At 47.3% G+C, this 24,705-nt stretch carries 22 protein-coding genes, 1 other RNA gene and 1 other annotated feature; of the genes, 19 read left to right on the forward strand and 4 right to left on the reverse strand.

The features are described 5' to 3' along the window. Positions 1-21 precede the first annotated feature (21 nt). From DT065_RS18445 to aspS, 8 genes are all read left to right on the forward strand, one after another. The gene (locus tag DT065_RS18445; RefSeq protein ID WP_114375875.1) at positions 22-921 is read left to right on the forward strand and encodes a cation diffusion facilitator family transporter; all 900 of its coding nucleotides are present in this window, start codon (positions 22-24) and stop codon (positions 919-921) included. Positions 922-936: 15 nt separating this feature from the next. Then, on the forward strand, positions 937-1,251 hold the full coding sequence (locus DT065_RS18450; RefSeq protein ID WP_114375876.1) for a LapA family protein: 315 nt from the start codon (positions 937-939) through the stop codon (positions 1,249-1,251). Positions 1,252-1,312: 61 nt separating this feature from the next. Then, complete coding sequence (gene recJ, locus DT065_RS18455) at positions 1,313-3,661, forward strand: single-stranded-DNA-specific exonuclease RecJ (protein WP_114375878.1); 2,349 nt, start codon at positions 1,313-1,315, stop codon at positions 3,659-3,661. Further along, complete coding sequence (locus DT065_RS18460; RefSeq protein WP_114375880.1) at positions 3,651-4,166, forward strand: adenine phosphoribosyltransferase; 516 nt, start codon at positions 3,651-3,653, stop codon at positions 4,164-4,166. Before recJ ends, DT065_RS18460 begins: the two co-directional genes overlap by 11 nt. Before the next feature lie 255 nt (positions 4,167-4,421). After that, positions 4,422-6,596, forward strand: a complete 2,175-nt coding sequence (locus DT065_RS18465) for a RelA/SpoT family protein (protein ID WP_114375882.1) — start codon at positions 4,422-4,424, stop codon at positions 6,594-6,596. A gap of 274 nt (positions 6,597-6,870) precedes the next feature. Further along, on the forward strand, positions 6,871-7,311 hold the full coding sequence (dtd, locus tag DT065_RS18470) for a D-aminoacyl-tRNA deacylase (protein WP_114375884.1): 441 nt from the start codon (positions 6,871-6,873) through the stop codon (positions 7,309-7,311). Between the two features lie 90 nt (positions 7,312-7,401). Then, positions 7,402-7,633, forward strand: a binding site (T-box leader). A gap of 88 nt (positions 7,634-7,721) precedes the next feature. Beyond that, entirely contained in the window at positions 7,722-8,999 is a 1,278-nt protein-coding gene (gene hisS / locus DT065_RS18475) for a histidine--tRNA ligase (RefSeq protein ID WP_114375886.1), read from the forward strand. A 31-nt stretch (positions 9,000-9,030) separates the two neighbouring features. Continuing rightward, positions 9,031-10,818 carry an aspartate--tRNA ligase gene (aspS, locus tag DT065_RS18480; RefSeq protein WP_114375888.1) on the forward strand — a complete coding sequence of 596 codons (1,788 nt, stop codon included), beginning with the start codon at positions 9,031-9,033 and terminating at the stop codon, positions 10,816-10,818. Between the two features lie 42 nt (positions 10,819-10,860). Here aspS and DT065_RS18485 read toward each other — a convergent pair whose 3' ends face one another. Then, the gene (locus DT065_RS18485) at positions 10,861-11,151 is read right to left on the reverse strand and encodes a hypothetical protein (protein ID WP_114375890.1); all 291 of its coding nucleotides are present in this window, start codon (positions 11,149-11,151) and stop codon (positions 10,861-10,863) included. A gap of 196 nt (positions 11,152-11,347) precedes the next feature. On the opposite strand from DT065_RS18485, the gene ssrS reads away from it, so the two are divergent. Next, positions 11,348-11,528, forward strand: a non-coding RNA gene (ssrS, locus tag DT065_RS18490) — 6S RNA. Positions 11,529-11,729: 201 nt separating this feature from the next. On the opposite strand, the gene DT065_RS18495 is transcribed toward ssrS, so the two are convergent. Next, positions 11,730-12,356, reverse strand: a complete 627-nt coding sequence (locus tag DT065_RS18495) for an RsfA family transcriptional regulator (protein WP_114376443.1) — start codon at positions 12,354-12,356, stop codon at positions 11,730-11,732. A 336-nt stretch (positions 12,357-12,692) separates the two neighbouring features. Here DT065_RS18495 and DT065_RS18500 point away from each other — a divergent pair, with 336 nt between their 5' ends. Further along, complete coding sequence (locus tag DT065_RS18500; RefSeq protein ID WP_114375892.1) at positions 12,693-13,106, forward strand: zinc ribbon domain-containing protein; 414 nt, start codon at positions 12,693-12,695, stop codon at positions 13,104-13,106. A 206-nt stretch (positions 13,107-13,312) separates the two neighbouring features. Here DT065_RS18500 and DT065_RS18505 read toward each other — a convergent pair whose 3' ends face one another. Then, a complete protein-coding gene (locus DT065_RS18505; protein ID WP_114375894.1) occupies positions 13,313-14,599 on the reverse strand; it encodes a replication-associated recombination protein A in 1,287 nt (428 codons plus the stop codon). 194 nt (positions 14,600-14,793) lie between these two features. Between DT065_RS18505 and DT065_RS18510 the strand changes: the two genes are divergently transcribed. From DT065_RS18510 to DT065_RS18545, 9 genes are all read left to right on the forward strand, one after another. Next, the gene (locus DT065_RS18510) at positions 14,794-15,462 is read left to right on the forward strand and encodes a YczE/YyaS/YitT family protein (protein ID WP_335743561.1); all 669 of its coding nucleotides are present in this window, start codon (positions 14,794-14,796) and stop codon (positions 15,460-15,462) included. Then, on the forward strand, positions 15,407-15,826 hold the full coding sequence (gene cymR / locus DT065_RS18515) for a cysteine metabolism transcriptional regulator CymR (protein ID WP_114375898.1): 420 nt from the start codon (positions 15,407-15,409) through the stop codon (positions 15,824-15,826). The genes DT065_RS18510 and cymR overlap by 56 nt, the downstream gene beginning before the upstream one ends. Positions 15,827-15,901: 75 nt before the next feature. Further along, entirely contained in the window at positions 15,902-17,062 is a 1,161-nt protein-coding gene (locus DT065_RS18520; RefSeq protein ID WP_114375900.1) for a cysteine desulfurase family protein, read from the forward strand. 10 nt (positions 17,063-17,072) lie between these two features. Further along, the gene (gene mnmA / locus DT065_RS18525) at positions 17,073-18,194 is read left to right on the forward strand and encodes a tRNA 2-thiouridine(34) synthase MnmA (protein WP_114376445.1); all 1,122 of its coding nucleotides are present in this window, start codon (positions 17,073-17,075) and stop codon (positions 18,192-18,194) included. A gap of 1 nt (position 18,195) precedes the next feature. Beyond that, entirely contained in the window at positions 18,196-18,855 is a 660-nt protein-coding gene (locus DT065_RS18530) for a tetratricopeptide repeat protein (RefSeq protein WP_160112651.1), read from the forward strand. Between the two features lie 28 nt (positions 18,856-18,883). After that, complete coding sequence (gene recD2 / locus DT065_RS18535) at positions 18,884-21,166, forward strand: SF1B family DNA helicase RecD2 (RefSeq protein WP_227002670.1); 2,283 nt, start codon at positions 18,884-18,886, stop codon at positions 21,164-21,166. An 84-nt stretch (positions 21,167-21,250) separates the two neighbouring features. Beyond that, entirely contained in the window at positions 21,251-21,481 is a 231-nt protein-coding gene (locus tag DT065_RS19455) for a YrzR-like zinc ribbon domain (RefSeq protein WP_114375905.1), read from the forward strand. A gap of 40 nt (positions 21,482-21,521) precedes the next feature. Continuing rightward, entirely contained in the window at positions 21,522-21,692 is a 171-nt protein-coding gene (locus DT065_RS19075; RefSeq protein WP_160112652.1) for a hypothetical protein, read from the forward strand. Between the two features lie 360 nt (positions 21,693-22,052). Continuing rightward, positions 22,053-23,117, forward strand: coding sequence for an AI-2E family transporter (locus DT065_RS18545; protein ID WP_160112653.1), 1,065 nt, complete (start codon positions 22,053-22,055; stop codon positions 23,115-23,117). Positions 23,118-23,133: 16 nt separating this feature from the next. Here the strand turns inward: DT065_RS18545 and putP are convergent, their stop codons facing one another. Further along, on the reverse strand, positions 23,134-24,663 hold the full coding sequence (gene putP, locus DT065_RS18550) for a sodium/proline symporter PutP (protein ID WP_114375909.1): 1,530 nt from the start codon (positions 24,661-24,663) through the stop codon (positions 23,134-23,136). Between the last annotated feature and the right edge of the window lie 42 nt (positions 24,664-24,705).

Below are 24,705 nucleotides of genomic sequence, written 5' to 3' on the forward strand. Positions count from 1 at the left end.
GTACGTAAGGTCGTGATCATGATGGCAGATTTTGATGAGATACGATATAAACGGGTCAAACATGCCGCTTGGGTAGGCATCATTGTAAATATCGGCCTCGCGATTGCCAAGGGCATCTTCGGTGTGCTCGCCAACAGCCGGGCGTTGATCGCTGATGCTGCCCATTCGGCCGCTGATGTCGTAACATCTTTTGCCGTTTTGATCGGCATTCGGGCTGCGGAACTTCCGCCTGACGAAGATCATCCATATGGCCATGGAAAAGCGGAATCGATTACCGCCATCATTGTGAGCGTCCTTTTATTCCTCGTCGGTTTGGAGATTGCGCTGAATACGATCGGGGAAATGAGAGGAGGAAATGAGCCTCCGGGCACCATCGCCCTATATGTTATTGTTGCCTCTATCATCATTAAAGAAGTGCTGTTTCGTGTCAAAGTACGCCTCGGAAAAAAATACAACAGCGAAGCTTTAATCACCGATGCCTGGCATCATCGTTCGGACGCCATTTCATCGTTCGCTGCTCTTGCCGGGGTCGGCGCTTCCATTCTAGGGTCAAGTTACAATATTGATTGGCTTCTTTACGGCGATTTGGTCGCGGGAGTGTTTGTTGCTGGCCTTGTGATGATCATGGCCTGGAAATTGGGCAGGGAAGCCATCCATAATGCCCTCGACCACGTTTGGCACGAAGAAGATACGGCAGGTTTAAAAAACAAGGTGCTCGGGATTGACGGCGTATTCGGAATTGACGAGTTTCATGCCCGTCAGCATGGACATTACGTGATCATTGATATTAAAATAGTGGTAGACCCGAAAATTAGCGTTCGTGCAGGGCATGACATTGCCACCGATGTAAAGGGTTTATTAATGGAAGAGGAGAAGGTACGAAACGTTCTTGTTCATGTGAACCCTTATGAAGACGAATAATGGGGAGGAAAAGAAATGAGAGGACAATGGACACTCATCATGGGACTGGTTGCCGCATTGTTGATTTCGATATTTGCAGTGATCAATGTAGAAAGCGTCGCCGTCAACTTTCTTTTCGTAACAACACAAATTCCTTTAATTCTTATCATCCTCGGTTCAGTGCTGATGGGCGGACTCGCCGTTGGGGGCGTCGGGATGTTGAAAGTGTATCGCTTACAGCAAGAAGTGCGACGTTTGAAAAGGGACAACGCGGAAGGGCGCCAGGCAAACGATCATCCGGAACCGGCACAAGAGAGCAAGAAAAAGGATAAGCGTAATGCCAAAGAGTGATTGTGTTCTACCGCCGGTTCTGTATAATAGAGAACGGTAGGGGAGGAGTACTAGACAGAAAATGTTAGATGCAAAAACGAGGTGGAATGTTCGGGCGTTGGATAAACGAGCCAAAACACTTGCAGATTCACTCCGCGTCTCTGAACTTACCGCTCATCTTCTGTGCAATCGGGGGATGGGGCAAGTAGAGGATGCGCGTGTTTTTTTACATACAGATGAATCGGTTCTCCATGATCCCTTTTCATTGGCAGGAATGGAAGACGCGGTCGATCGTATTCAACGTGCGGCGGAAGGTAACGAAAAAATCGTTGTTTTCGGGGACTATGATGTGGACGGTGTCTCCAGCACGGCGCTTATGTGTGAAACCCTTGAAAAAATGGGCGCGAGATATGATTGGTACGTGCCCAATCGTTTTACCGAAGGGTATGGCCCCAACAGTGCAGCCTTCCAAAACATACAGGAAGATGGCTGTACGCTCGTAATCACGGTCGATACGGGAATCGCCGCCATCGAATCAATTAACGCCGCACAGGAAAACGGCATGGATGTCATCGTTACGGACCATCACGAGGCGCCACCGGAACTCCCCGACGCTTATGCGATCATTAACCCAAAACAACCGGAGTGCCCGTATCCTTTCAAGGAGTTGGCAGGGGTTGGAGTCGTAAGTAAGCTTGCTCATGCCTTACTCGAGGCATTTCCCGAGGATGGGCTTGATCTTATCGCGTTAGGAACCATCAGCGATCTGGTTCCGCTCGTGGAGGAAAATCGTTTCTTTGCCAAATTCGGATTACGGGAATTAGATCACCTTAATCGCCCGGGCGTACAGGCATTAAAAGAAATATCCGATATCAAAGGTCCTCCTTTTTCGGAAGAAACGGTGGGTTTTGGGTTTGGGCCACGACTCAACGCCGCCGGTCGGATGGATTCTGCGGCTCCGGCCGTGCAACTGCTGTTAGCCGACGATCCTGAACACGCGCGTTCCCTGGCGGGAGTGATCGACGGATACAATCGTGAACGGCAACAAACGGTGACAAAAATCACAGAGGAAGCGCTTGACCAGTTGCAGCCAAAGGCAGAAAAACTTCCTGCCATCGTTGTGACCGGGAAAGGCTGGAACCCCGGGGTAACCGGGATCGTTGCCTCGAGGCTTGTAGAAAAATATTACCGGCCAACAATTGTGATCGCCCTTGACGATGAAGGGAGCGGTAAAGGGTCTGCCCGCAGTATTGAAGGGTTTGACCTCTATCAATCGCTTTCCAAACATAGAGAGCTCTTTCAGCGCTTTGGCGGACACCGGATGGCCGCGGGCTTATCCATCGATGAGGATAAAATCCCGAATCTCCGGGCGACCCTAGGGGAAGAAGTGAAACGTACGTTGCCGGCTGAAAGCTTTGTTCCATCGACAGATATTGAACTAACGCTTTCCGTCGAGGAAGTCACGACAGAACTGATTCGGGAAATCGAAGAACTGGCGCCTTTTGGCATTGAGAACCCGAAGCCGTTGGTGCAGATCGCGAATGTACCGATTCAACAAAAACGAAAAATCGGCAGCTTGCAAAATCACTTGAAGATGTCGGTAGGGGACCCGAATGCACTTGATTGCGTCGGCTTTCGCTTAGGCTACCTTCATGATCGGATTCAGAACGATGCCAACATCCACCTCGTCGGTGAATTGTCTGTAAATGAATGGAAGGGGCAGGAAAAACCGCAAGTGATTCTAAGCGATGTTGCTGTCAAAGAGCGGCAAGTCTTCGATGTTCGCGGTCGTAAAGATTTACAATCATTCATATATGAAGCGTACACATCCGAACCGCTTACCGTTGTCATTTTTCAACAGGAACACGAAAGAGACGCATTGGACAAAGGGTTTGCTTCTAATGACTTTTTATTTCCCGATGAAGATCGTTTAACCGTGCCCACGAATATCTTATTTCTTGATCTTCCGAAACATTTATCTGATTTAACGCGATTTCTGAATGAAAACGAACCGTTCATTCGTTCAATCTACACGGGCTTTATGGAAAAGGACCAAGCTTTTTTCACGGTAAAACCAACGCGGGAGGCTTTTAAATGGTTGTATGTGTACTTAAAAAAATATGCCCCGCTTCATATTAAGGAACACGAGCCGGTCATTACCCGATACCAAGGGTGGTCGACGGATGCCATCCATTTTATGATTCAAGTGTTTATGGAACTGGAATTCGTGATGATCAGCGATGGAAATCTTATTGTAAACGAAAAGCCATTAAAACAAGATTTACATGCATCACCGACGTATCAATCCTTTGAAGAAAAACGAGAAATCGAAGAAACGTTGAAGTACTCCACGTATGAAGCGTTAAAAGCTTTTTTATTTGCCTGCATGTCTGATGAAAAGAAACAAGAGGTGCTCACCGATGGATTATAAAAAACATATTGAAATTATCGAAGACTATCCGGTAAAGGGCGTCCAATTTAAAGATATTACGCCTCTCATGCAAAATGGGGAAGTCTATCAACGAGCGATCGATGAAATGGCCGAATATGTAAAATCAAAAGACGTCGATGTCATCGCGGCACCGGAAGCACGAGGGTTTGTTGTCGGTTGTCCGATCGCGTATACACTAAACAAAAGTTTTGTGCCTGTACGAAAATCCGGAAAGCTGCCGCGAATGGTCGTTGAGACGAATTATGGCCTTGAATACGGGAAAGCAAGTCTTGCCATTCATAAAGATGCCATCAATCCGGGGGATCGGGTGCTGATCACCGACGACCTTCTCGCGACCGGAGGCACGATCGAAGCGACGATCCAGCTCGTGGAAGAGCTGGGCGGACAAGTCGTCGGCTGTGCATTTCTCATTGAACTTGCTTATTTGGAGCATGGAGAGAAATTGAAAAACTATGATGTTTATTCGCTGATGACGTTTGATTGAGGAAGAGATTTTTTATGGAGGGCCTTTTATGGCGCTCTTTATTTTCACGGATAGCAGGCAATAAATGAAACTTCCGTCAGAGGAGATTTTCCTTTCCTCTGAGTAAAGGAAGTCGGCAAAAAGCGCCACGGTCTGTGTGTTGGAGCCGTTCGGGCGCCTACTATCGGGATATAGAGCGCCTATAGGCTTTACAGGGCGCGATTTTTTCTAGATAATAGGTGAAATAGAGATTGTGTGTAGGTTGAAGGTGATTCTATGACGAAAGAACAAGTAATGGAGAAGATGGGTGAATATCTATCCGAAGAGCAAGTGGAGTTTATTGATCGCGCCTATCGTTATGCTGAACAATATCACGACGGCCAATTTCGCAAATCAGGGGAACCGTATATCCGTCACCCCGTTCAGGTCGCGGGAATATTGGTCGATCTTCAATTAGAACCCGCAACCATTGCCGGTGCTTTTTTGCATGATGTGGTTGAAGATACGGAAGTGACCGTTGAAGATCTTACGGAATTGTTCGGGGAAGAAGTTGCCATGCTCGTGGATGGCGTGACGAAATTAAAAAAGATCAAATATAAATCGAAAGCGGAACAGCAAGCGGAAAATCACCGCAAAATGGTTGTTGCCATGGCCCGTGACATCCGTGTTATTATGATAAAATTGGCCGATCGCCTTCACAATCTACGGACACTTAAATACTTGTCCCCTGATAAACAGAGGCGAATTGCGAAAGAGACGCTCGAAATTTTTGCCCCTCTTGCCCACAGACTCGGGATTTCTACCATCAAATGGGAAATGGAAGACATTGCCCTCCGTTACTTGGACCCCCAACAATACTATCGGATCGTCAATCTAATGAAACAAAAGCGTGCGGAGCGAGAGCAATACATTGAAGAAGTGATGGATGACATCCGGGAAAGTGTCAAAGAATTAAATGTGGAAGCGGACATATCCGGACGCCCGAAGCATATTTACAGTATTTATCGCAAAATGACGATCCAGAAAAAACAATTCAATGAAATCTATGACCTACTCGCAGTGCGTATTATCGTCAGAAGCATCAAAGATTGCTATGGGGTGCTCGGCATTATTCATACCCGTTGGAAACCGATGCCGGGTAGATTTAAAGACTACATTGCCATGCCGAAAGCCAATATGTATCAATCGTTACACACGACGGTGCTCGGTCCTAAAGGGGAGCCGTTGGAAGTACAGATCCGTTCCGAAGAAATGCATCGTATAGCGGAATATGGGGTCGCCGCCCATTGGGCATACAAAGAAGGACAAGCCGTTAAGCAAAAATCCCTCGATAAACTCGGTTGGTTCAGGGAAATTCTGGAATGGCAAAAGGATACATCCAACGCACAAGAATTTATGGAATCCCTGAAAATCGATTTATTTTCCGATATGGTTTTCGTTTTCACTCCAAAAGGGGACGTGATTGAGTTGCCGAGAGGGTCGGTACCGATCGATTTTTCCTATCGCATTCATACAGAGATCGGGAACCAAACGATCGGCGCTAAAGTGAACGGTAAGATGGTACCCCTTGATCATCAGTTAAAAACCGGGGATATCGTTGACATCATGACATCAAAGCATTCGTACGGGCCGTCTCAAGATTGGTTAAAGCTGACGCAAAGTTCCCATGCCAAAAACAAAATCAAGCAATTCTTTAAAAAAGAACGTCGGGAAGAAAATGAACAAAAGGGACGCGAGGCGATTGAGAAAGAATTGCGCGCACAAGATTTCAGTCTGAAAGAGGTTCTAACCGAAGCCAATCTTCAAGAAACAGCGGTGAAATTCAGCTTTTCAGGACAAGCAGATATGTTCACGGCGGTTGGCTACAACGGCATCTCCGCGAAACAAGTGGTCACGCGGTTAACGGAAAAAATACGTAACAAGACGAAAGAACAAGAAAAAAAGACGGTGACCGAAGCAATCAAAGATATACCGACACCGGCGAGAACCCGTCGTTCCAACACCGGGGTACGTGTGAAAGGGGCGGACAACCTTCTTATCCGCCTGTCCAAATGCTGTAATCCGGTGCCCGGAGATGATATTCGCGGGTTTATCACGAAAGGGCGCGGCGTATCGGTTCATCGCGCCGATTGTCCGAATGTTGCAGATACAGAAGAAAATCAAACCCGTCTGATTCACGTAGAATGGGAGCCGTCACTGGAAAAGACAAAAAGCTATAACGTCGACATTGAAGTTGCCGGCTATGACCGCCGCGGACTTTTAAATGAAGTACTCAACGCGATCGCGGAATCAAAAACGAATATTAATGCCGTCAACGGGCGCTCGGATAAAAATAAAATGGCCGTGATTGATATTACGATTGTCATCAGTAATCTCGATCACTTGCGTAAAGTGGTGGAGAAAATCAAGCGCTTGCCCGATATTTATTCCGTGCGAAGGGTATTGCACTAGAGGCGTGTTCCAGAAATTCTTGGAGGTAGTAGTGAGAAGACTTGCTGCGATCTCTCATTGGTACAATCATCGAAAACAGAATGATAGAGGCCAGCCAACGTTCTAGAAACAGAGCGATCACTGAAATTAGATCGTAAGACAGCCTTCTAAGATCTAAGAACGGCTCTTATGTCAAAAACAGAACGTTTCTGCAGGAATGGAGCGGTCTCCGAACACTAGGCAGTATTCGGATCGGAAACTCTATTCTTATAACACCAGCAAAGGAGAAGCGGAAGTGAAAGCTTTAATACAACGGAGCAAACACGCGCAGGTGAACGTTGGCGATAGAACCATTGGGGCTATTGAATATGGCTATGTCGTGTTTCTTGGCGTAACCCATGAAGATACGAAGCATGACGCTCGCTGGCTTGCGGATAAAATTTCTAACCTTCGCCTTTTCGAAGATACCGAAGGAAAGATGAATCTTTCGTTGCTCGATACGTCAGGGTCCATTTTATCCATTTCCCAATTTACCCTTTACGGGGAAGCCAAAAAAGGAAGACGGCCAAGTTTTGTGCAAGCAGCAAAGCCGGCACAAGCGGAAGAGCTCTACGATTACTTTAATGAACAATTGAGGGACATCGGCATTGCCGTTGAAACCGGGGAATTCGGGGCCGCGATGCAAGTGGATTTAAACAATGACGGTCCGGTGACGCTCATGCTGGAATCCCCGTAGGTAATCAAACCCCTTACTCTATTTTTATGTATGAAATCGCGGAAAAGTTGACATCCTAGACAGAGGTACGTATGATAAATTCTAGAGAATAGTCGGCCGTTGATGAAGAAAAGTACGCGACCACTTGCAAGCAGAGAGGAAGGTGCCGTGGCTGGAAGCCCTTCTATGCAATGTCGGGGAAAGACACTTCGGAGGCTTTTGATCGAACGTGTATGACTAATAGATCAAAACGTGGCGCGAGCGTTAATCGCGGAAGCGGAAGCGATTGCCGGAAGAATCGCTTCAATGTGGGTGGTACCGCGGGTTTGTGCTCGTCCCTCTGATTTGATTCAGGGGGATTTTTTTAATGGCGAAAAGCCAAGTTTCGCTAATGTTTTTCACAATGAGCAATAATGAGGAGAGGTTTCGATATGAGCATTAATATTCAAAGAGGAACCCAGGATGTTTTGCCTGATCAAAGCGCCCAGTGGCAATACGTGACAGAAATCGCCAAAGACATTAGTCGCAAGTACAATTACAAAGAAATCCGTACGCCGATCTTTGAAGCGACGGAACTGTTTCAACGCGGGGTGGGCAACAGTACGGACATTGTGCAAAAGGAGATGTATACGTTTCAGGATCGCAGTGGCCGTTTAATCACGCTGCGCCCGGAAGGGACAGCTCCCGTCGTGCGCTCTTATGTGGAAAATAAGCTCCACGGCGGGCCGCAACAACCCTTGAAGCTCTATTATTACGGTCCGATGTTTCGCTATGAACGTCCGGAATCAGGCCGGATGCGGGAGTTCTACCAATTTGGCGTAGAAGCAATCGGAAGCGATGATCCCGCGATAGACGCCGAAGTGATCGCGATGGCGATGGATTTTTATCAAGCTTGTGGGTTGGATAACTTGAAACTGGTAATCAACAGTTTGGGCGATAAAGAAAGCCGCGCCTCCCACAAACGCGCGCTCATCGATCATTTTTCCCCGCGCATTGGAGAGTTTTGTGAGGACTGCCAGGCACGCCTTGAACAAAATCCGTTACGAATATTAGACTGCAAGCTGGATCGCGAGCACCCGTTACAGGAAACGGCCCCGGCCATTCTTGACTATCTAAATGAAGAATCCAAGCGCTACTTTGAAACCGTGCAACGTTTGCTCCGTGATATGGATATCCCGTTTGTCATTGACGCCAATCTCGTGCGGGGCCTTGATTATTATACGAATACATCGTTTGAGATTATGCTCGAAGAACCCGAATTCGGAGCGATTACGACCCTCACCGGAGGGGGGCGCTATGAAGGGTTGATCGAAGAGTTGGGCGGACCGCCCGTCTCCGGCATTGGATTTGGATTAAGCATCGAGCGACTATTAATGGCGCTAAACGCTCGTGATGCTCTCCCGAATGTGGAAAACAAGCTTGACGTTTATCTTGTAACGGTCGGTGATCTTGCGGCTGAAAAGGGTGCAGGCATACTGAGGGAATTGCGACGCGAGGGTTTATCGGCAGACAAAGATTACCTAAGCAAAAAAGTAAAGGCCCAGTTCAAGGCGGCCAATCGTCTGCAAGCGGCCTTGACAGCCATCATAGGGGAAGAAGAATTGGCAGCCGGTATGGTGAAACTTCGCGATATGTCCACGGGCGAAGAAGAAAATATCCCGATAAAATGGCTCGCCGGACACATTAAACAGCTCCAAAAGATGCCATAATGCTGATAAAAAGAAAAGGAGAATGATAACCATGACGGAAAGAGAAAGAAGCCATTATTGTGGCGAGATCACCGAAAGCATGATTGACCAAAACGTTCGGCTTAAAGGGTGGGCCAGAACGAGAAGAGATTTGGGACAAGTGATTTTTATTGACCTTGGCGATCACAGCGGGGTTGTCCAGACGGTCTTTAATCCGGACATCAGCAATGAAGCTTTAACGATTGCCGATGGCATACGTAGTGAATATGTGCTTGATGTATCCGGCAAAGTCGTTCTGCGGGATGAGGAAACGGTGAACGAAAAAATTGCCACCGGAACCGTGGAAGTGCAGGTAGAGGATATCACGGTTCTAAACAAAGCAAAACCGTTGCCGTTTCCGGTGGATGAAGAAATCAATGTCTCCGAAAATGTGCGCCTGTCTCATCGTTTTCTCGATTTACGACGGCCGGAAATGCAACGTATTTTTCAATTGCGTCACAAAATCACCCAGGAGGTTCGCAATTATTTAAACGAGCATGCTTTTATGGAAGCGGAGACCCCGATGTTGACCAAAAGCACCCCGGAAGGCGCTCGAGACTATTTGGTGCCGAGCCGAGTGCACGAGCATGAATTTTTTGCTCTTCCCCAGTCGCCGCAACTATTTAAACAGCTCTTCATGGTCGCCGGGTTTGAGCGGTATTACCAAGTTGCCCGCTGTTTCCGGGATGAAGATCTTCGCGCGGACCGGCAACCGGAATTCACACAAATTGACATAGAGGCATCGTTTATGGATAAAGAAACGTTGTTTTCCATGACGGAAGAAATGATGGCACGATTATTAAAAATGAGCCATGGGCTCGATGTCCCAACGCCTTTCCCGCGCCTGACTTATCATGAAGCGATGCATCGATACGGTTCGGATAAACCCGATACACGCTTTGGCATGGAATTGGTGGAGCTATCAGAAATTGTCAAGAACAGCCGTTTCCAAGTTTTCACAAAAGCGCTTGAAAACAACGGCATCGTGAAAGGGTTGAATGCAAAAGGCCAAGGGGATGCCCTGTCCAGAAAAGAGATCGATGACCTTGCCGAATTTGCCGCGGTGTACGGGGCGAAAGGGCTTGCTTGGTTGAGGGTGGAGAGTTCTGAATCGTTAAAAGGCCCGATCGCGAAATTTCTCAGTGAAGACGAGCAACGTCAAGTTTTAGAGGTGATGAAAGCCGAACAAGGAGACTTGCTGTTGTTTGCCGCCGATGAAGCGAACGTAGTATTTGATGTTTTAGGCGCCTTGCGCTTGAAGTTCGGAAAGGAGCTTGGGCTGATTGATGAGAAAGCATTCCATTTTCTTTGGGTGACCGATTTCCCGCTTGTTGAATATGACAAAGATACCGAGCGCCATGTCGCCCTTCACCATCCGTTTACGCGACCGATTGAAGAAGATATCGACAAACTGGAAACAGCTCCGGAAGAGGTGACGGCGAACGCATACGATCTCGTTTTGAATGGATACGAACTCGGGGGTGGCTCCCAGCGCATTCATGAACCGGACCTGCAAATGAAAATGTTTCGAACGCTTGGATTTAGTGAAGAAAAAGCAAAAGAGCAATTTGGTTTTCTGATTGACGCCCTCTCTTACGGTGCTCCGCCACATGGAGGCATCGCGCTTGGCCTGGACCGGATTGTTATGCTCCTTGCCGAGGCCGATAATTTGCGCGAAGTCATTGCCTTTCCGAAAACAGCAAGTGCAGGCTGCTTGTTAACGGAAGCACCAAGCAGCGTTAGCGAAGATCAATGGAAAGAATTGCATTTAAGCCCGAGGCGACCTAAGCCTGTGGAATAAAAAAAGCGAACCTTGATGGGTTCGCTTTTTTGCGGATACACGTTATTTTTGTTCAACGGAACGAAAAGAGGAAATAAAAGACTCGGGGCTTTCCGTGATATAATAAGAACGAACGCCGTGAGACGTGTGTAAATAGAGAAACCCGACCTCATTTTCTTTATAACGATAAGAAATGTCAAAAACCTCAGCAATCGGGTAACTGTCTCCGTCGATGTCTATCCGATCTCGATACAACTTCATATCCGTTTGGTAATGCTCGGTATGTTTTTCAATGGCTCCGATTTTTTGTTCAATGTGCGTAATCGGTTGGTGGTTTACCAGCTGATCATGCATGAAGAATCCCTCCTGTTTCTTATTATAACCAGCGAACGTTCAAATTAAAATCCGTGATTATTATGTCGCTTAAAAGATGACAAAAGGGAATGGAATATTGGTGGCGCTGATAAACAGATCCCGTCTTAGCTTAACCATTCGTATGCGTGTGTTTACTTGCAGAAGTGTTCCAATCATGCTATAATCGCACTATAAAGAGGTCCTGGGGTGTGCGTACAGCACTATTCGTTTTAAAGCCAACACTTTTTGATAGGGAGCCTGAACGTTTCAACTGGAAGTAAACGCCCTTACAGGGACTTACGGAAGGCTGAACAGGGCACCCACCTGCCATTGCAGGCTTCAAAACTAGGTGATATTTACGGCACAACGGGGCTTCTTGAATGAAAAAACCATCACAATGGCTGCCTATCTTGATTGGCAGCTTTTTTGCTGTTCATTATTTTATTAGTATGGAAGGGCGAGTGCATCCCGGATCTTAAGCAACAAAGGGATGCCTCTTTTTTGAATGAGAAGAGACTTTGGCTTTCCCGTGCTAGGAGAAAAGCCAAATGTTCCCGGGTGCCCTGGGGGAACCACTCTCAGCTGGAGTCCTTGGCAATATTCTCGATGTTGCCATCATGATCCAGCCGAAAATCGTTGGAGCTCATGAAAGCGTCCGTATTGGTCTCATCCATAAACATCATGTTCCGAGCGCGGTTAATCACGGTGAGTAAGGACTGGTACTCTCTTTCCAATTCCTCGTGTTTATGGCGCCACGCGTTAACCGCTGTTTGCAGTTGCTGATTCTCTTCTTCCAATGCGGTCACTTTTTCTTTGTCGATACCGGTGTTTTTCAATGTTTCCAACAAGGTAATTACATGTTCCAATGACAAGTTTTCGTCACTACCGGCATTTGCATAATTGACTGCAGTTGGTTCAGGGGTGCTCTCCGTTTTCATTCCAAGCGTTTGTTGTACGGCGTTTGCGGCATCTCGCCTTTGAAAGTTTTTCCGATCCCGTTTTGCATCGCTTATTTGACCCTCAAAACGATCGCGTACAACGGCATTCCAGCGGAACCCGCAAGCGGCAGCAGTGCGGTTTAATATATCACCGACTTCTTCAAATGCTTTTAACTGCGTGCTTCCTTCTCTTATGTGCTTTAATACTGTTTCGGCGAGTAATACATCGTCCTCATGTGACCAGGCATCTTGCCGTACTTTCGTCATTTCTATCCCTTCTTCCTTGAGGTTCATAGTTTTACCGTATCCCGGAGGACCCGTAAAGGTAGTAACGGTAGCTGCCACCATCGGGCAATGCCTATGATGGTAGTTTTACTTTCTGGTATTAATATGGACCATATTCATAATCTCTATACTTCCAAAAAAAAGAAAAAAGGAAAAGAAAGCGGACTTACGGCCAATTGCCAGAACGCCCCTTATTTAAATAAGGGGATGAATGGCAAGGTCTTTTTTTGAAAAAAATGTTTGAAACAGCAGTTATTTAGTTGTAATTCGAACATACGTTTGATATAATGATTGTTAAGGTAGGGGGGGTGAACAACCATGGCGATTCAAACCATCCTCGTTCAACGGAAAGACCCATCGAAATCGGAGCAAAAACAATGGTTATATGAACAACAAGCATTTGCCACCACGGTAAATGTATGTGTAGAAAGAATCAACAACGGTGAAAAACTCTCGTCTAAAAATGTGGATGGCGATTTAAAGGCTGCCATCAAAAACGAAGCGATTCGTCTAGCTAAAAAAGCCACATCTGACTTTAAAGAGAAAAAAGCAAAAAGCATTCCTATTTTCAGAAAATCTCTAGGTGTTCAAATTAATTTCCAAAATTGGAACACCCTCGAAAAGACAGTCGACATAGGGGATACATTTCAATGCAAAAGTTGCGGACATAAAGCGCACGCTGACATGAACGCTGCAAATAATATTGCAACAAGCACGAGCTTGGCGGTGTAGGAACGCTGTTCCGATAGACCAAGTGCCTATGCAGTAAAACCTGACATAGGAGCCTCACTGTGGCATGAGGTATGGTTGTCGCGTTAGAAGGTGAGTCCGAAAGGGAACAACAGGGCACATAGCCTGAACGTTATAGGTCCTCCACGGGAGCGAACAACCCCCATTCCATCCACATGGATGCCCGGCATTTTAATATCGAGAGGATGTCACGGCTTTGAAGACTTAATCACCTGGTTAATCTTCGTTTGCGCTTCCCGAAACGCTTGTTCAAATTTACTATTCTGTTGGAAGCGCAAATAACGGTGATGTTTTAACGGCTCAGGAAGATACTGCTGCTTTATGAGCCCATCTTTGTAATCATGCGGATAGAGGTATCCGATCCCTCGATTTAGATGTTTCGCCCCTTGGTAACTGCTGTCCCGGATATGCGCCGGAATCGCCGGGGATCCGTGCTTGTCAATGTCTTGCAACGCCTTGTTTATGCCCTGGTAAGCAGCGTTGGATTTTGGGGAGAGCGCAAGTTCGACGACGGCATTTGCAAGCGGGATCCGCGCTTCCGGGAATCCTAAACGTTCTGCCGTTTCAATGGCAGCCAGCGTTCGTGGTCCGGCTTGGGGATTGGCAAGCCCGATATCCTCATAAGCCATGACGAGCAAACGACGCCCAATGCTTGTGAGATCGCCTACCTTGATTAGTCGTGCCAAATAATGAAGGGCAGCATCCGCATCGCTTCCGCGGATGGATTTTTGGAAGGCGGAGAGAACATCGTAATGTTGATCCCCGTCGTTATCATGGTCGAAATTTTTCTTTTGTGTACAGGTTTCAGCAATCGCTGCATCAATATGTATGATGCCGTCATCACCCGCAGGGGTTGATAAAACAGCGAGTTCCAAGGCGTTTAGAGCTGCTCTCATATCGCCGCCTGAAGAGGCGCCCATATGTTCAAGGGCCTCTTCATCTACGTGTGCGGGATATTCGCCCAGCCCTCTTTCACTATTTGCAAGCGCGGCTTCCAACATGTTGCGAATGTCAGCCGTTTCGGATTTATAAAGCTCGAAGACATGGCAGCGACTGCGTATCGCGGGATTAATCGAATGGTAGGGGTTGGCAGTCGTTGCTCCGATCACAAGTAACTCCCCGCTTTCCAAATGGGGGAGAAGGTAATCTTGTTTGCTTTTATCCAATCGATGGAACTCGTCGATAATGAGAATTAAGCTTCCGTACATGCGTGCTTCGTCTGTTGCGATTTGTAAATCTTTTTTCTGATGTTCCACCGCATTCAGCAGTTTATAATGAATGTTTGTGCTTCCTGCCAGCGCGGTCGCCAGCGAGGTTTTTCCGGTACCGGGCGGTCCGTGCAATATCATCGGATGGAGCTTATTCGCCTGCACCATTCGTTGAATAAGGGCACCGTCTCCCAATAAATGATCCTGGCCGTACACTTCATCAACGGTTTTAGGGCGCATGCGATAGGCAAGCGGTGTGGTACTCATCGTTTTCATCTCCTGATCGATATTCCGCATAGGGAATACACGTTCTTTTCATTTAGATTAACACAAATACGTGCGCATCAACAACCAACCCGCTTCGAATGCATGGGTTTAGAAAATATGCTATAATGCTACAGGATTATAGGGGCTTTAAACAAAAGAGAGAAGGAATAATGGTGCGACACTCACTTGGGAGAGTGAAGAGAAATTTCTTACGTTGGGGGACATTTACCGTAGGGATCATGGTTATGTCGATGGGGATCGCCTTAATGATCCGGGCAGACCTTGGCGCTGCTCCCTGGGATGTGTTTCACATTGGTTTGATGATGAACCTGGGTATGACAGTGGGAAGCTGGAGTATTATCGTCGGAACGGTTATTATAGGTACCTCGGCGCTGTTGGACCGCAGACTTCCGCAATTGGGAAGCATCCTTAACATGGTATTTGTCGGTGTGTTTATTGATCTTTTCTTGCTTGCGATTTCCACACCGGCTCACTTAAGCCTTCAAATTGCCATGCTACTGATGGGTGTACTCATTATGGGAGTAGGCATCGGCGTTTACATTGCACCGAATTGCGGGGCCGGTCCACGGGATATGCTTATGCTGTCAATTGCAAATAGAACGGGAATGCCGGTCGGCCGTGTCCGTTTATTGATGGAAATCACGGTTCTCCTATGCGGGTGGACGCTGGGCGGCCCGGTTTTTATCGGAACCATTATCTTTTCCTTGACAATTGGACCAGTCGTTGGCTATACATTGCCTTTCTGCCGACGGCTGTTTAATGCTTGGATAGAAAGGGGGACTAGAAATGAAGATCTCGACAAAAGGGCGGTACGGACTTACCATCATGATCGCGTTAGCTAAAAAGTATGGGGATGGACCGATCTCTTTAAGGTCAATAGCGAAAGATTATCACTTATCGGAGCACTACCTTGAGCAATTAATTGCACCGCTTCGCAATGCCATGTACGTAAAAAGCGTGCGCGGGGCTTATGGTGGCTATATGCTGACACAAGAGCCGAAAAACATTACAGCCGGAGACATTATCCGCGTGCTTGAAGGGCCCATCAGCCCGGTAGAAGTGGTGGAGAATGAAGAACCGGCCAAACGAGACCTTTGGATTAAGATCAGGGATGCCGTAAAAGAAGTGCTTGATTCAACAACGCTCGACGACTTGGCGAATTATGAAGAAACCGATGATCTGGAAGATTATATGTTTTATATTTAGCCGGAAAGAAAGGAATTCGGTGCTGTGTTACCGGATCCCAATTCTATTTCGTATACGGTATAAAAGGTGATCAGTATGACGGATATTTATTTGGACCATGCCGCGACAACGCCTGTGCGACCGGAAGTTTGGAAAGCGATGAAACCTTATCTTGACGGCACGGTGACTGGAAATCCATCCAGCATTCATCGTTTTGGCCGAGAAGCGCGCAAAGTGGTGGATGCCACCAGAATGAGCGTGGCCGAAAGCGTGGGGGCAAGCACGGAAGAAATCGTCTTTACGAGTGGCGGAACAGAAGCGGACAACCTTGCCATCACCGGTGTCGCTCGCGCCCGAAAACACGAAGGCACCCACGTGATTACAACGGAAGCCGAGCACCATGCAGTGCTTCACGCGTGCAGGCAATTGGAGCGGGAAGGATATGACGTCACTTATTTGCCGGTCATGCCGGACGGGACGGTTCGTATGGATGCTTTGGAAGAAGCTTTGCGGGAAGATACGATTTTAGTCACGATCATGTACGGAAACAATGAAACGGGAGCGATCAATCCGATTAACGATATCGGTGGGCGTTTGCACGCGCACAAAGCACTTTTTCATACCGATGCGGTGCAAGCTTACGGGGTGCTCTCCCTCGATGTGGCGTCCCTTCACGTCGACTTGCTCACCGCTTCCGCCCATAAAATCAACGGACCAAAAGGGATGGGCTTTTTGTATGTGAAAAAAGAGACCCGGCTCCATCCTCTGCTCTTTGGGGGAGAACAAGAACAACGATTGCGGCCCGGGACCGAAAATGTTCCGGCTATCGCCGGTTTCGGTGCTGCTGTTGAATTGCTCACGACCGAAAAACAGGAACGGGCAACAACGTATGGAAAACTCATCAGTCACTTCTTGGCCGCTCTTGAGAATGAAAATGTGGCTTATGAAATAAATGGAGATGAACGACAAAGACTCCCCCATATCATCAATCTTTATTTTCCTGGCACATCGACGGAAGCCCTTTTGACGCAACTTGATCTGGAAGGGATCGCGGTCTCCAGTGGATCCGCGTGCACCGCGGGAAGCTTCCAGCCGTCCCACGTGTTGAAAGCAATGTTTGGCGAGAATGATGCCCGTGTTCGTTCTTCCGTTCGAATTAGTGTCGGTTATGACAATAATGAGGCACAACTGAATGAAGCAGCGAAAGTGATCGCGAATATATCCGAACAACACCGTCGCGTGTTGGTGAAAAAGTGAGGTGAAACAAATGGAAGCAAACAGTGACATCCGCGTCATCGTCGGCATGTCCGGAGGCGTTGACTCATCAGTGGCCGCGGCTTTGCTCAAAGAAGAAGGCTATGACGTGGTCGGCATTTTTATGAAAAATTGGGATGACACGGATGAAAATGGCGTATGCACGGCAACGAATGATTACCAAGATGTGGCACGTGTTTGTGATCAACTTGGTATTCCTTATTATTCGGTGAACTTTGAGCAGCAATACTGGGATCGCGTGTTTACGTATTTTCTGGAAGAATACCGGCAAGGACGTACGCCAAACCCGGATATCGTGTGCAACAAAGAAATTAAATTTAAAGCATTTCTGGATTACGCGATCATGCTCGGTGCCGACTATGTAGCCACCGGTCACTATGCACGTCTGGCGAGGGATGAAGACGGCACGGTGGAACTTATGCGCGGACTTGACCATAACAAAGACCAAACGTACTTTTTGAATCAATTAAGCCAGGATCAACTCGCCCAAGTAATGTTTCCGCTTGGTTCCCATGATAAAAAAGAAGTAAGAAAAATGGCAGAGGAACGAGGGCTTGTGACCGCATCGAAAAAAGACAGCACCGGCATTTGCTTTATCGGCGAACGTGATTTTAAATCTTTCCTACGGCAATATTTGCCCGCGCAACCAGGGGAAATGCGTACGCCCCAAGGCGAGTATAAAGGGCGTCACGAAGGGTTGATGTATTACACGCTTGGACAACGGCAGGGCCTTGGCATCGGCGGTGCCGGTGAACCTTGGTTTGTCGTGGATAAAGATCTCGGAGAAAATGTATTAATCGTTGCCCAGGGAAGTAACCATCCGGCACTCATGTCGGAGGGGCTCTACGGCACAGGGTTGAATTGGCTCTCTGCTTCTTTGCCGATGGAAGCCTTGCAGTGCACGGCGAAGTTCCGATATCGGCAAGCGGATCAAGACGTTACACTGTACGTGACCGATGAAAATGATTTTTTTGTGGCGTTTAAGGAAACGCAACGGGCGGTAACTCCTGGACAAGCGGTCGTTTTTTATGATGGGGACGTTTGTTTAGGCGGGGGTACGATCGAGTCAACCGTCGTCAATGCAGAATCCGAAATGGTATCGGGAAGTGGATAAGGTGAACGAATATCAAAAAGGGATGGACGCAATGCAGGCCGGAAATTACGGAGAAGCGATGACTCATTTCCGGCAAGCGCTTGAAAGCGACCCCGACAATCCGTTGCTTTATACAAACATGGGCAGTTTGTTTACGCGTGCAGGAGAATATGAACACGCGCTCGCCTGTTATCGGCGCGCGATCCAGTTGGATGACGAGCAGGCAGGCGCCTACTACGGGGCAGGAAATATCTCCTACAATGTCGAAAATTATCAGGAAGCCCTACAGTTTTATAAACAAGCCGAAGCGTTGGGCATGAATGACCAAAGCCTGCACATGATGATCGGAATGTGTGAATTTCAACTGGATAAGGTCGCGTTTGCGCTGGCCCGTTTGCAACGGGCGGTGGAATTGGACCCCGATGATGAAGAAGCGCGCTTTTATTTTGGTTTAACGCTTGCAAAGTCTGAGTTGATAGATGAAGCTATCGAAGCGTTTGAAGCAGTGATCGATCAAAATGCAAAACACGCCGACGCCCATTATAATTTGGGAATTGCCTATTTTTCCAAGCAAGAAAACAGGAAGGCGCTTGACTATTTCAGCAAGACGCTAGAATTGCAACCGGATCATTATTTGGCCGCGCACGGAAAAAAGCAAGTGGTAAAAGCGACGGAGCAATAATGCTATAAACCGTTCGGGGAGGAGGACAATGATGAACGAGGAATGGAAGGCAGCGATGGACAAAATTACCGGCGTGGTTAGCCACCTTATTTTTCGAAATGAAAAAAACGGCTATACGGTTTTGAACATCCGCATTGATGACGCAACTCCTTCCGTCGATGTCTCCTCCATTACGGTTGTCGGTCATTTTCCCTTTCCTCCCGAAGAAGATCTGTTGACGTTTTACGGACAATTTCACGAGCATGAACGTTATGGCCAACAGTTCAACATGGAATTTTACGAACCGTATATTCCTGAAGGCAAGCCCGCGGTTATTCAGTATTTATCCAGTGAGCGTTTCCCCGGTATCGGAAAGAAAACCGCGTCCCGTGTCGTTGCCGAACTAGGGGAAGCAGCGATTGATAAAATCCTCCATCAGCCTAGCCTTTTGTACGACATTCCGAACATTAAACGTCAACAAGCGGATATCCTCACCGAGCGATTAATGGAAGAACAGGAGATCGCCGGGGTGATGAGCCGCTTGATTACATATGGGTTCGGTACGGAATTGGCGACAAAAATCATTCAGGCTTATAAGGGCGAGACGTTAAACGTCGTGGAAAAAGACCCTTATCAGCTCGTGCAAGACATTGAAGGCATCGGTTTTCAAAAGGCCGATGCGCTTGGTGTTCAATTGGGCATCGCCCCGACGGAAAAGAAGCGGCTGCGGGCAGGATTGCTATTTTCACTGTGGCAAATGTCCCAAAGCGTCGGGCATGTCTATTTGCCGTGTGATGTATGGATCGAAGAGGCCTTGAAAGTGCTGAATTATCGAAACCTTGAAGTGGATGCCGCGATGTTGCAAAAGGAGATTGAGGAACTTGACGAAGAGGGGAAGGTTGCTGTTCTGGATGAACGGGCTTACCTATTGTCGCTCTTTTTCGCGGAAAAGGGGTTAGCAACGAATGTGAACCGTTTGTTAAACACGGAAGTACAAGAAACGTTTGCCGAGGACCTCTATTTGAAAACATTGGGAGAGCTGGAAAATGATTTTAAAATCACATACGCCGATCGTCAAAAAGAAGCGGTGGAGCTCGCCTTAAAATCTCCGCTCATGATTTTGACCGGAGGCCCGGGAACGGGAAAAACGACGGTTATTCGTGCAATTGTGGATATATTCAAACGCATGCGCGGCTGGAACGAGCGAAAAGAAAAAAAGCTTCCCGTTCTTCTCGCCGCGCCTACGGGCAGAGCCGCGAAACGGATGGCAGAAGCAACCGGCCTAAAAGCTTTTACTATTCATAAATGGCTGGGCTGGCGCGGTGAAGAAGAGGAATTTCTTGAGCATGATGAAGAAAATCCGCTCGAAGGGGAGCTATTGATTATCGATGAAGCATCCATGATTGATCTATGGCTCGCGAATCAACTATTTAAAGCAATACCGGCCGGGATGCAAGTGATTATTGTCGGTGATGAAGATCAATTGCCCTCCGTGGGTCCGGGGCAAGTACTCGGGGATTTGTTGCGATCGGAAAAAGTTCCGGCGATATCGTTGTCGTCGGTTTACCGCCAAGCGGAAGGCTCCTCGATCATCGATTTGGCGCATGATTTAAAAGAGGGAAAGTTATCCGCTGATATTAAAGAAACGAAACCGGATCGATCGTTCATTGCATGTCACGGAACGAGCATGCCTGATGTCATCCTTCAGATTTGCCAAAAAGCGATGGATAAAGGGTACCCCGCGCGTGATATTCAAGTGCTTGCCCCGATGTATAAAGGAACCGCGGGGATTCATTTGCTGAATGAAAAATTGCAAGCCCTTTTTAATCCTCCGAAGCAGGGGAAGCGGTCCATGACATATGGCGACGTCACTTTTCGCAATGGCGATATCGTCCTGCAGCTTGTGAATAATCCCGAAGACAATGTTTTTAATGGGGACCGCGGCGAAATCATCGCGCTTCTTAAAGAAAAAGAAACCGAAGACGGCAAAGAAAAACTTGTCGTTAAATTTGACGGCATTGAAGTTTACTATGAAAAACAGGATTTAAAACAAATCACACTCGCTTACTGCTCCTCGATTCATAAAGCCCAGGGAAGCGAATTCCCGATTGTAATCGTCCCGTTATCCATGTCTTACCGTCGGATGTTAAAAAGAAATTTGCTTTATACCGCGATTACGAGAGCGCGCGACTCCTTAATCATGGTCGGCGAACAGCGGGCATTTGCATTGGCTGTTGAGACGAATGATCAACATAGCCGCTATTCCCACTTGCACCTTCGTATTCAGGAAGCAAGTACCAATCATGAAAACGTCAAGGAAGAACAATACTAAGCCTCCTGGCCTTTTTACGTATAGCTGGAGGATAATTTGACCAGTCTGTGAAAAAGAATATTTTTTTCACAGGAGGGTCTTTGCGTGATTCATTGTCCTAATTGTCATTTGAAGGATCTCGGAAAAATTGGCAACCATCAATATTACTGTGGACGTTGTTGCATAGAAATCGTTATTCAAAAGGAACATTTATCTGTTTTTCAAGTGGAGGAAGACGGGTCCCTTAGTTCATTGGATGACCTCTTTAGTGAGGAAGAGCGCCGGATAAATAGGGAAGAGAGTCCTCAGCTCATACAAAAAGTGTCAGGACGGTAAATGCCATTTGCCAATAAGATGTATGAATGGAGGGACACTCATGAATAACAAAGCCGCCTCATCGCTGCTGATTGCAGGAATCGGGTCTGTCGGCACAGCCATTTATATGTTTAGTGCGCAGCAACGACGCTCAAACCCTAATTGGATGTCAAAACTTAAGAGAAACAGATACTACAAACAATTGCGCAGAGCTTATAAGCGCACTTTCTAACGTAAAAATCGCCCGTTTTCATGAGACGGGCGATTTTTACGTTTTTTTAGACGGAGCATGGGACCCGAAACGGAAGGGGATAGGGTGAAACGGTCGCCATGGAAGAACCATGGCGACCGAAATCGTCGGACCTTCGCCAAATGGTCACCATAGATGGTCTATGGCGCCCGAACGCGCCGCAGAACAGTCCAAACGGTCCTCATGGAGGGTCCATGACGCGGAGTAGTCAGTGAACAATAAAGCACCTACCATCGAAATCACTTAAACATATGCTGTCTTTTTACAGCAAAACCGGCTACATTTTGGATAAACCTTTTCCAACGGTAAATGCTAATAACAACATTACGTTGGGAGGTCAGAATGACATCACGGAAATGGTTGCTCCGGTCTCTTTTTGTACTGATCCTGCTGGCTTGTTTATATTTTCTATATTTACTTACGCCTGTATGGAAACCGATTCTAACGAGCATCGGGAAAATCGCGCTTCCGTTTTTGTTGGCGGGATTATTCGCGTACCTTCTGCACCCGATTATCGAGTTTTTACAACGTCAGTGGTTTCCGAGATGGCTCTCGGTATTGCTTATCTATCTTCTTTTTTTCGGCGGTGGCGCCTGGGCTTTGATCGAGATGGCTCCGGTGTTGGTGCGCCAATCCACCGCATTTATGAACGAATTGCCTGATTGGATCAAAACATTTGAGGACGGCTGGTTATCGCTTCATCGTCAGATCGATACCTTGCCACCGATGATCCACGACCAGGTTGAAGAGAGTGTCACGGAATTAGAGGCAAACGGCGGTGACATCCTCGATCGCATCATGGAACAATGGCCCGCGATTCTTGAAGGGATTGTCATGCTTTTTTTGCTGCCTTTTTTAGTCTTCTATTTGTTGAAGGATTTGGATGCCTTTGAAAAAGCTGCCACTTATGTCGTTCCGGAACGATGGCAAGAAAACGGAAAAAAATTTGTACAAGCCGTAGATCACGCTCTCGGTTTTTATATTCGGGGACAGATTGTCGTTTCTCTCTGTGTTGGTGCGCTTTCGATCACTGCGTTGTGGATCGTTCAGCTTCCTTATCCTTTAATCCTCGGCATATTTATGGGAATGACGGACTTGATCCCTTATGTCGGTCCCTATATAGGCGCGGTTCCCGCTGTCATTGTAGCGCTTGGGGTATCCTGGCAAACCGTTTTATTCACGATTATCGCCATAACCGTCGTGCAACAATTGGAAAGCAATGTTCTATCCCCCTATATCATGGGAAAAAGTGCCCACCTTCATCCGCTGTTGATTTTACTGGCGTTATTGATCGGCTATGAATTCGCGGGATTTATCGGGCTGCTGATCGCAGTTCCATTGTTTGTAGTCGCCGGTGAGGTCATTAGGGTGTTTAGAAAAAAAGAAAATGAAGAGGAGGCGACATGAGCGTCGCCTCCACATTTTAAGAATCTTTTCTGACATACATTTTGTTCTCTTCGTCATACTTGGCATTGTCAACAAAATCAAACTCATCCAAAATCCGATCGGCTGGCCGTTGATTAAGCAAGCTTACGATGATAATCGCTAAGCTCCCAAAAATAAAACCGGGTAGAAGTTCATAGAGGTCGAACAGCCCACCTTCAAAGAAGTTCCAAACGATAACCGTTAGGCCGCCGGTGATGATCCCTGCAATCGCTCCCCAAGCCGTCATGCGTCGCCAAAAGACGCTGAATAACATAACGGGTCCGAATGCAGCACCAAAACCGGCCCAGGCATATTCCACAAGTTCAAGTACCGTACTTTCGGGATCCATTGCCAAAAACGTCGCGATTAGGGCGATTCCAACGACACCGAATCGTCCGACCCACACCAATTCTCGGGAAGACGCAGTGGGTTTAAGTAAACCGCGATAGAAATCCTCGGTAAGCGCACTCGATGAGACGAGCAACTGGGAATCGATGGTACTCATAATCGCGGCTAAAATCGCGGCTAGTAAAATCCCGGCGACCAAGGGGTTAAAGAGGATTTGCGTAAAAAAGATATAAACGGTTTCTTCATCTGCCAAGGCAGAACCCGGGCCTGCCCCGCCAAAATAGGCAATGCCGATGAAGCCGACAAATATCGCCCCTAAAAGGCCGAAGGTCATCCATGTCATGCCGATCGCACGTGCGGCCGGGATTTCTTTTTCAGATCGAATGGCCATAAAGCGCGTAATGATATGCGGTTGCCCAAAATAGCCAAGTCCCCAAGCGAGTAGCGAAATGATCGCTATTGCCGACGTGCCTGCAAATGCATCCAAGTATACCGGGTCCACTTCTGAAATGGCGGAGACGGTATCGTTCCACCCACCTAATTCCATCACTGCAACAATGGGTACAATGATAAGTCCCAAGAACATGATGACACCCTGGATGAAATCGGTGTAACTGACCGCTAAAAATCCGCCCAAAAATGTATAGGAGATGATAACGATCGCGCCGATCCATAAAGCCGTTTGGTATTCCCAGCCGAAGGTACTGGAGAAAAGTAATGCACCGCCGACGAGTCCGGAAGATGTATAAAATGTGAAAAAAAGAAGGATAAAAAAAGCCGAGACAATACGCAATATTTTTGTGTGCATCGCTGTTGTGTTATCGTAAAAGCGTTTTTCCAGAAAATCCGGAAGTGTGATCGCGTTTCCGGCAATTTCCGTATAACGGCGCAAACGCTTGGCAAGGAATTGCCAATTTAGGTAAGCACCAATGGTTAGGCCAACCGGCAGCCACAGTTCGCTCATGCCGGATAAATATACGGCACCCGGAAGTCCAAGGATCATGAACGCACTCATGTCAGACGCTCCGGCACTTAAGGCGGTCACCCAGCTGTTCAGCTTTCTCCCCCCGAGCACATAATCAGACAAATTCGTCGTTGTACGGTAAAAAATCACCCCAAAGATAAGCATACCGATAATGTAGATGACGAAGGTTATCAGCGTAGGTAGGTCAAGATTCATGGTTCCCCCTCCTTGCCCTCATCAAACTGATGAAAGATAGCA

The organism is Salicibibacter kimchii, from assembly GCF_003336365.1.
GTDB lineage: Bacteria > Bacillota > Bacilli > Bacillales > Marinococcaceae > Salicibibacter > Salicibibacter kimchii.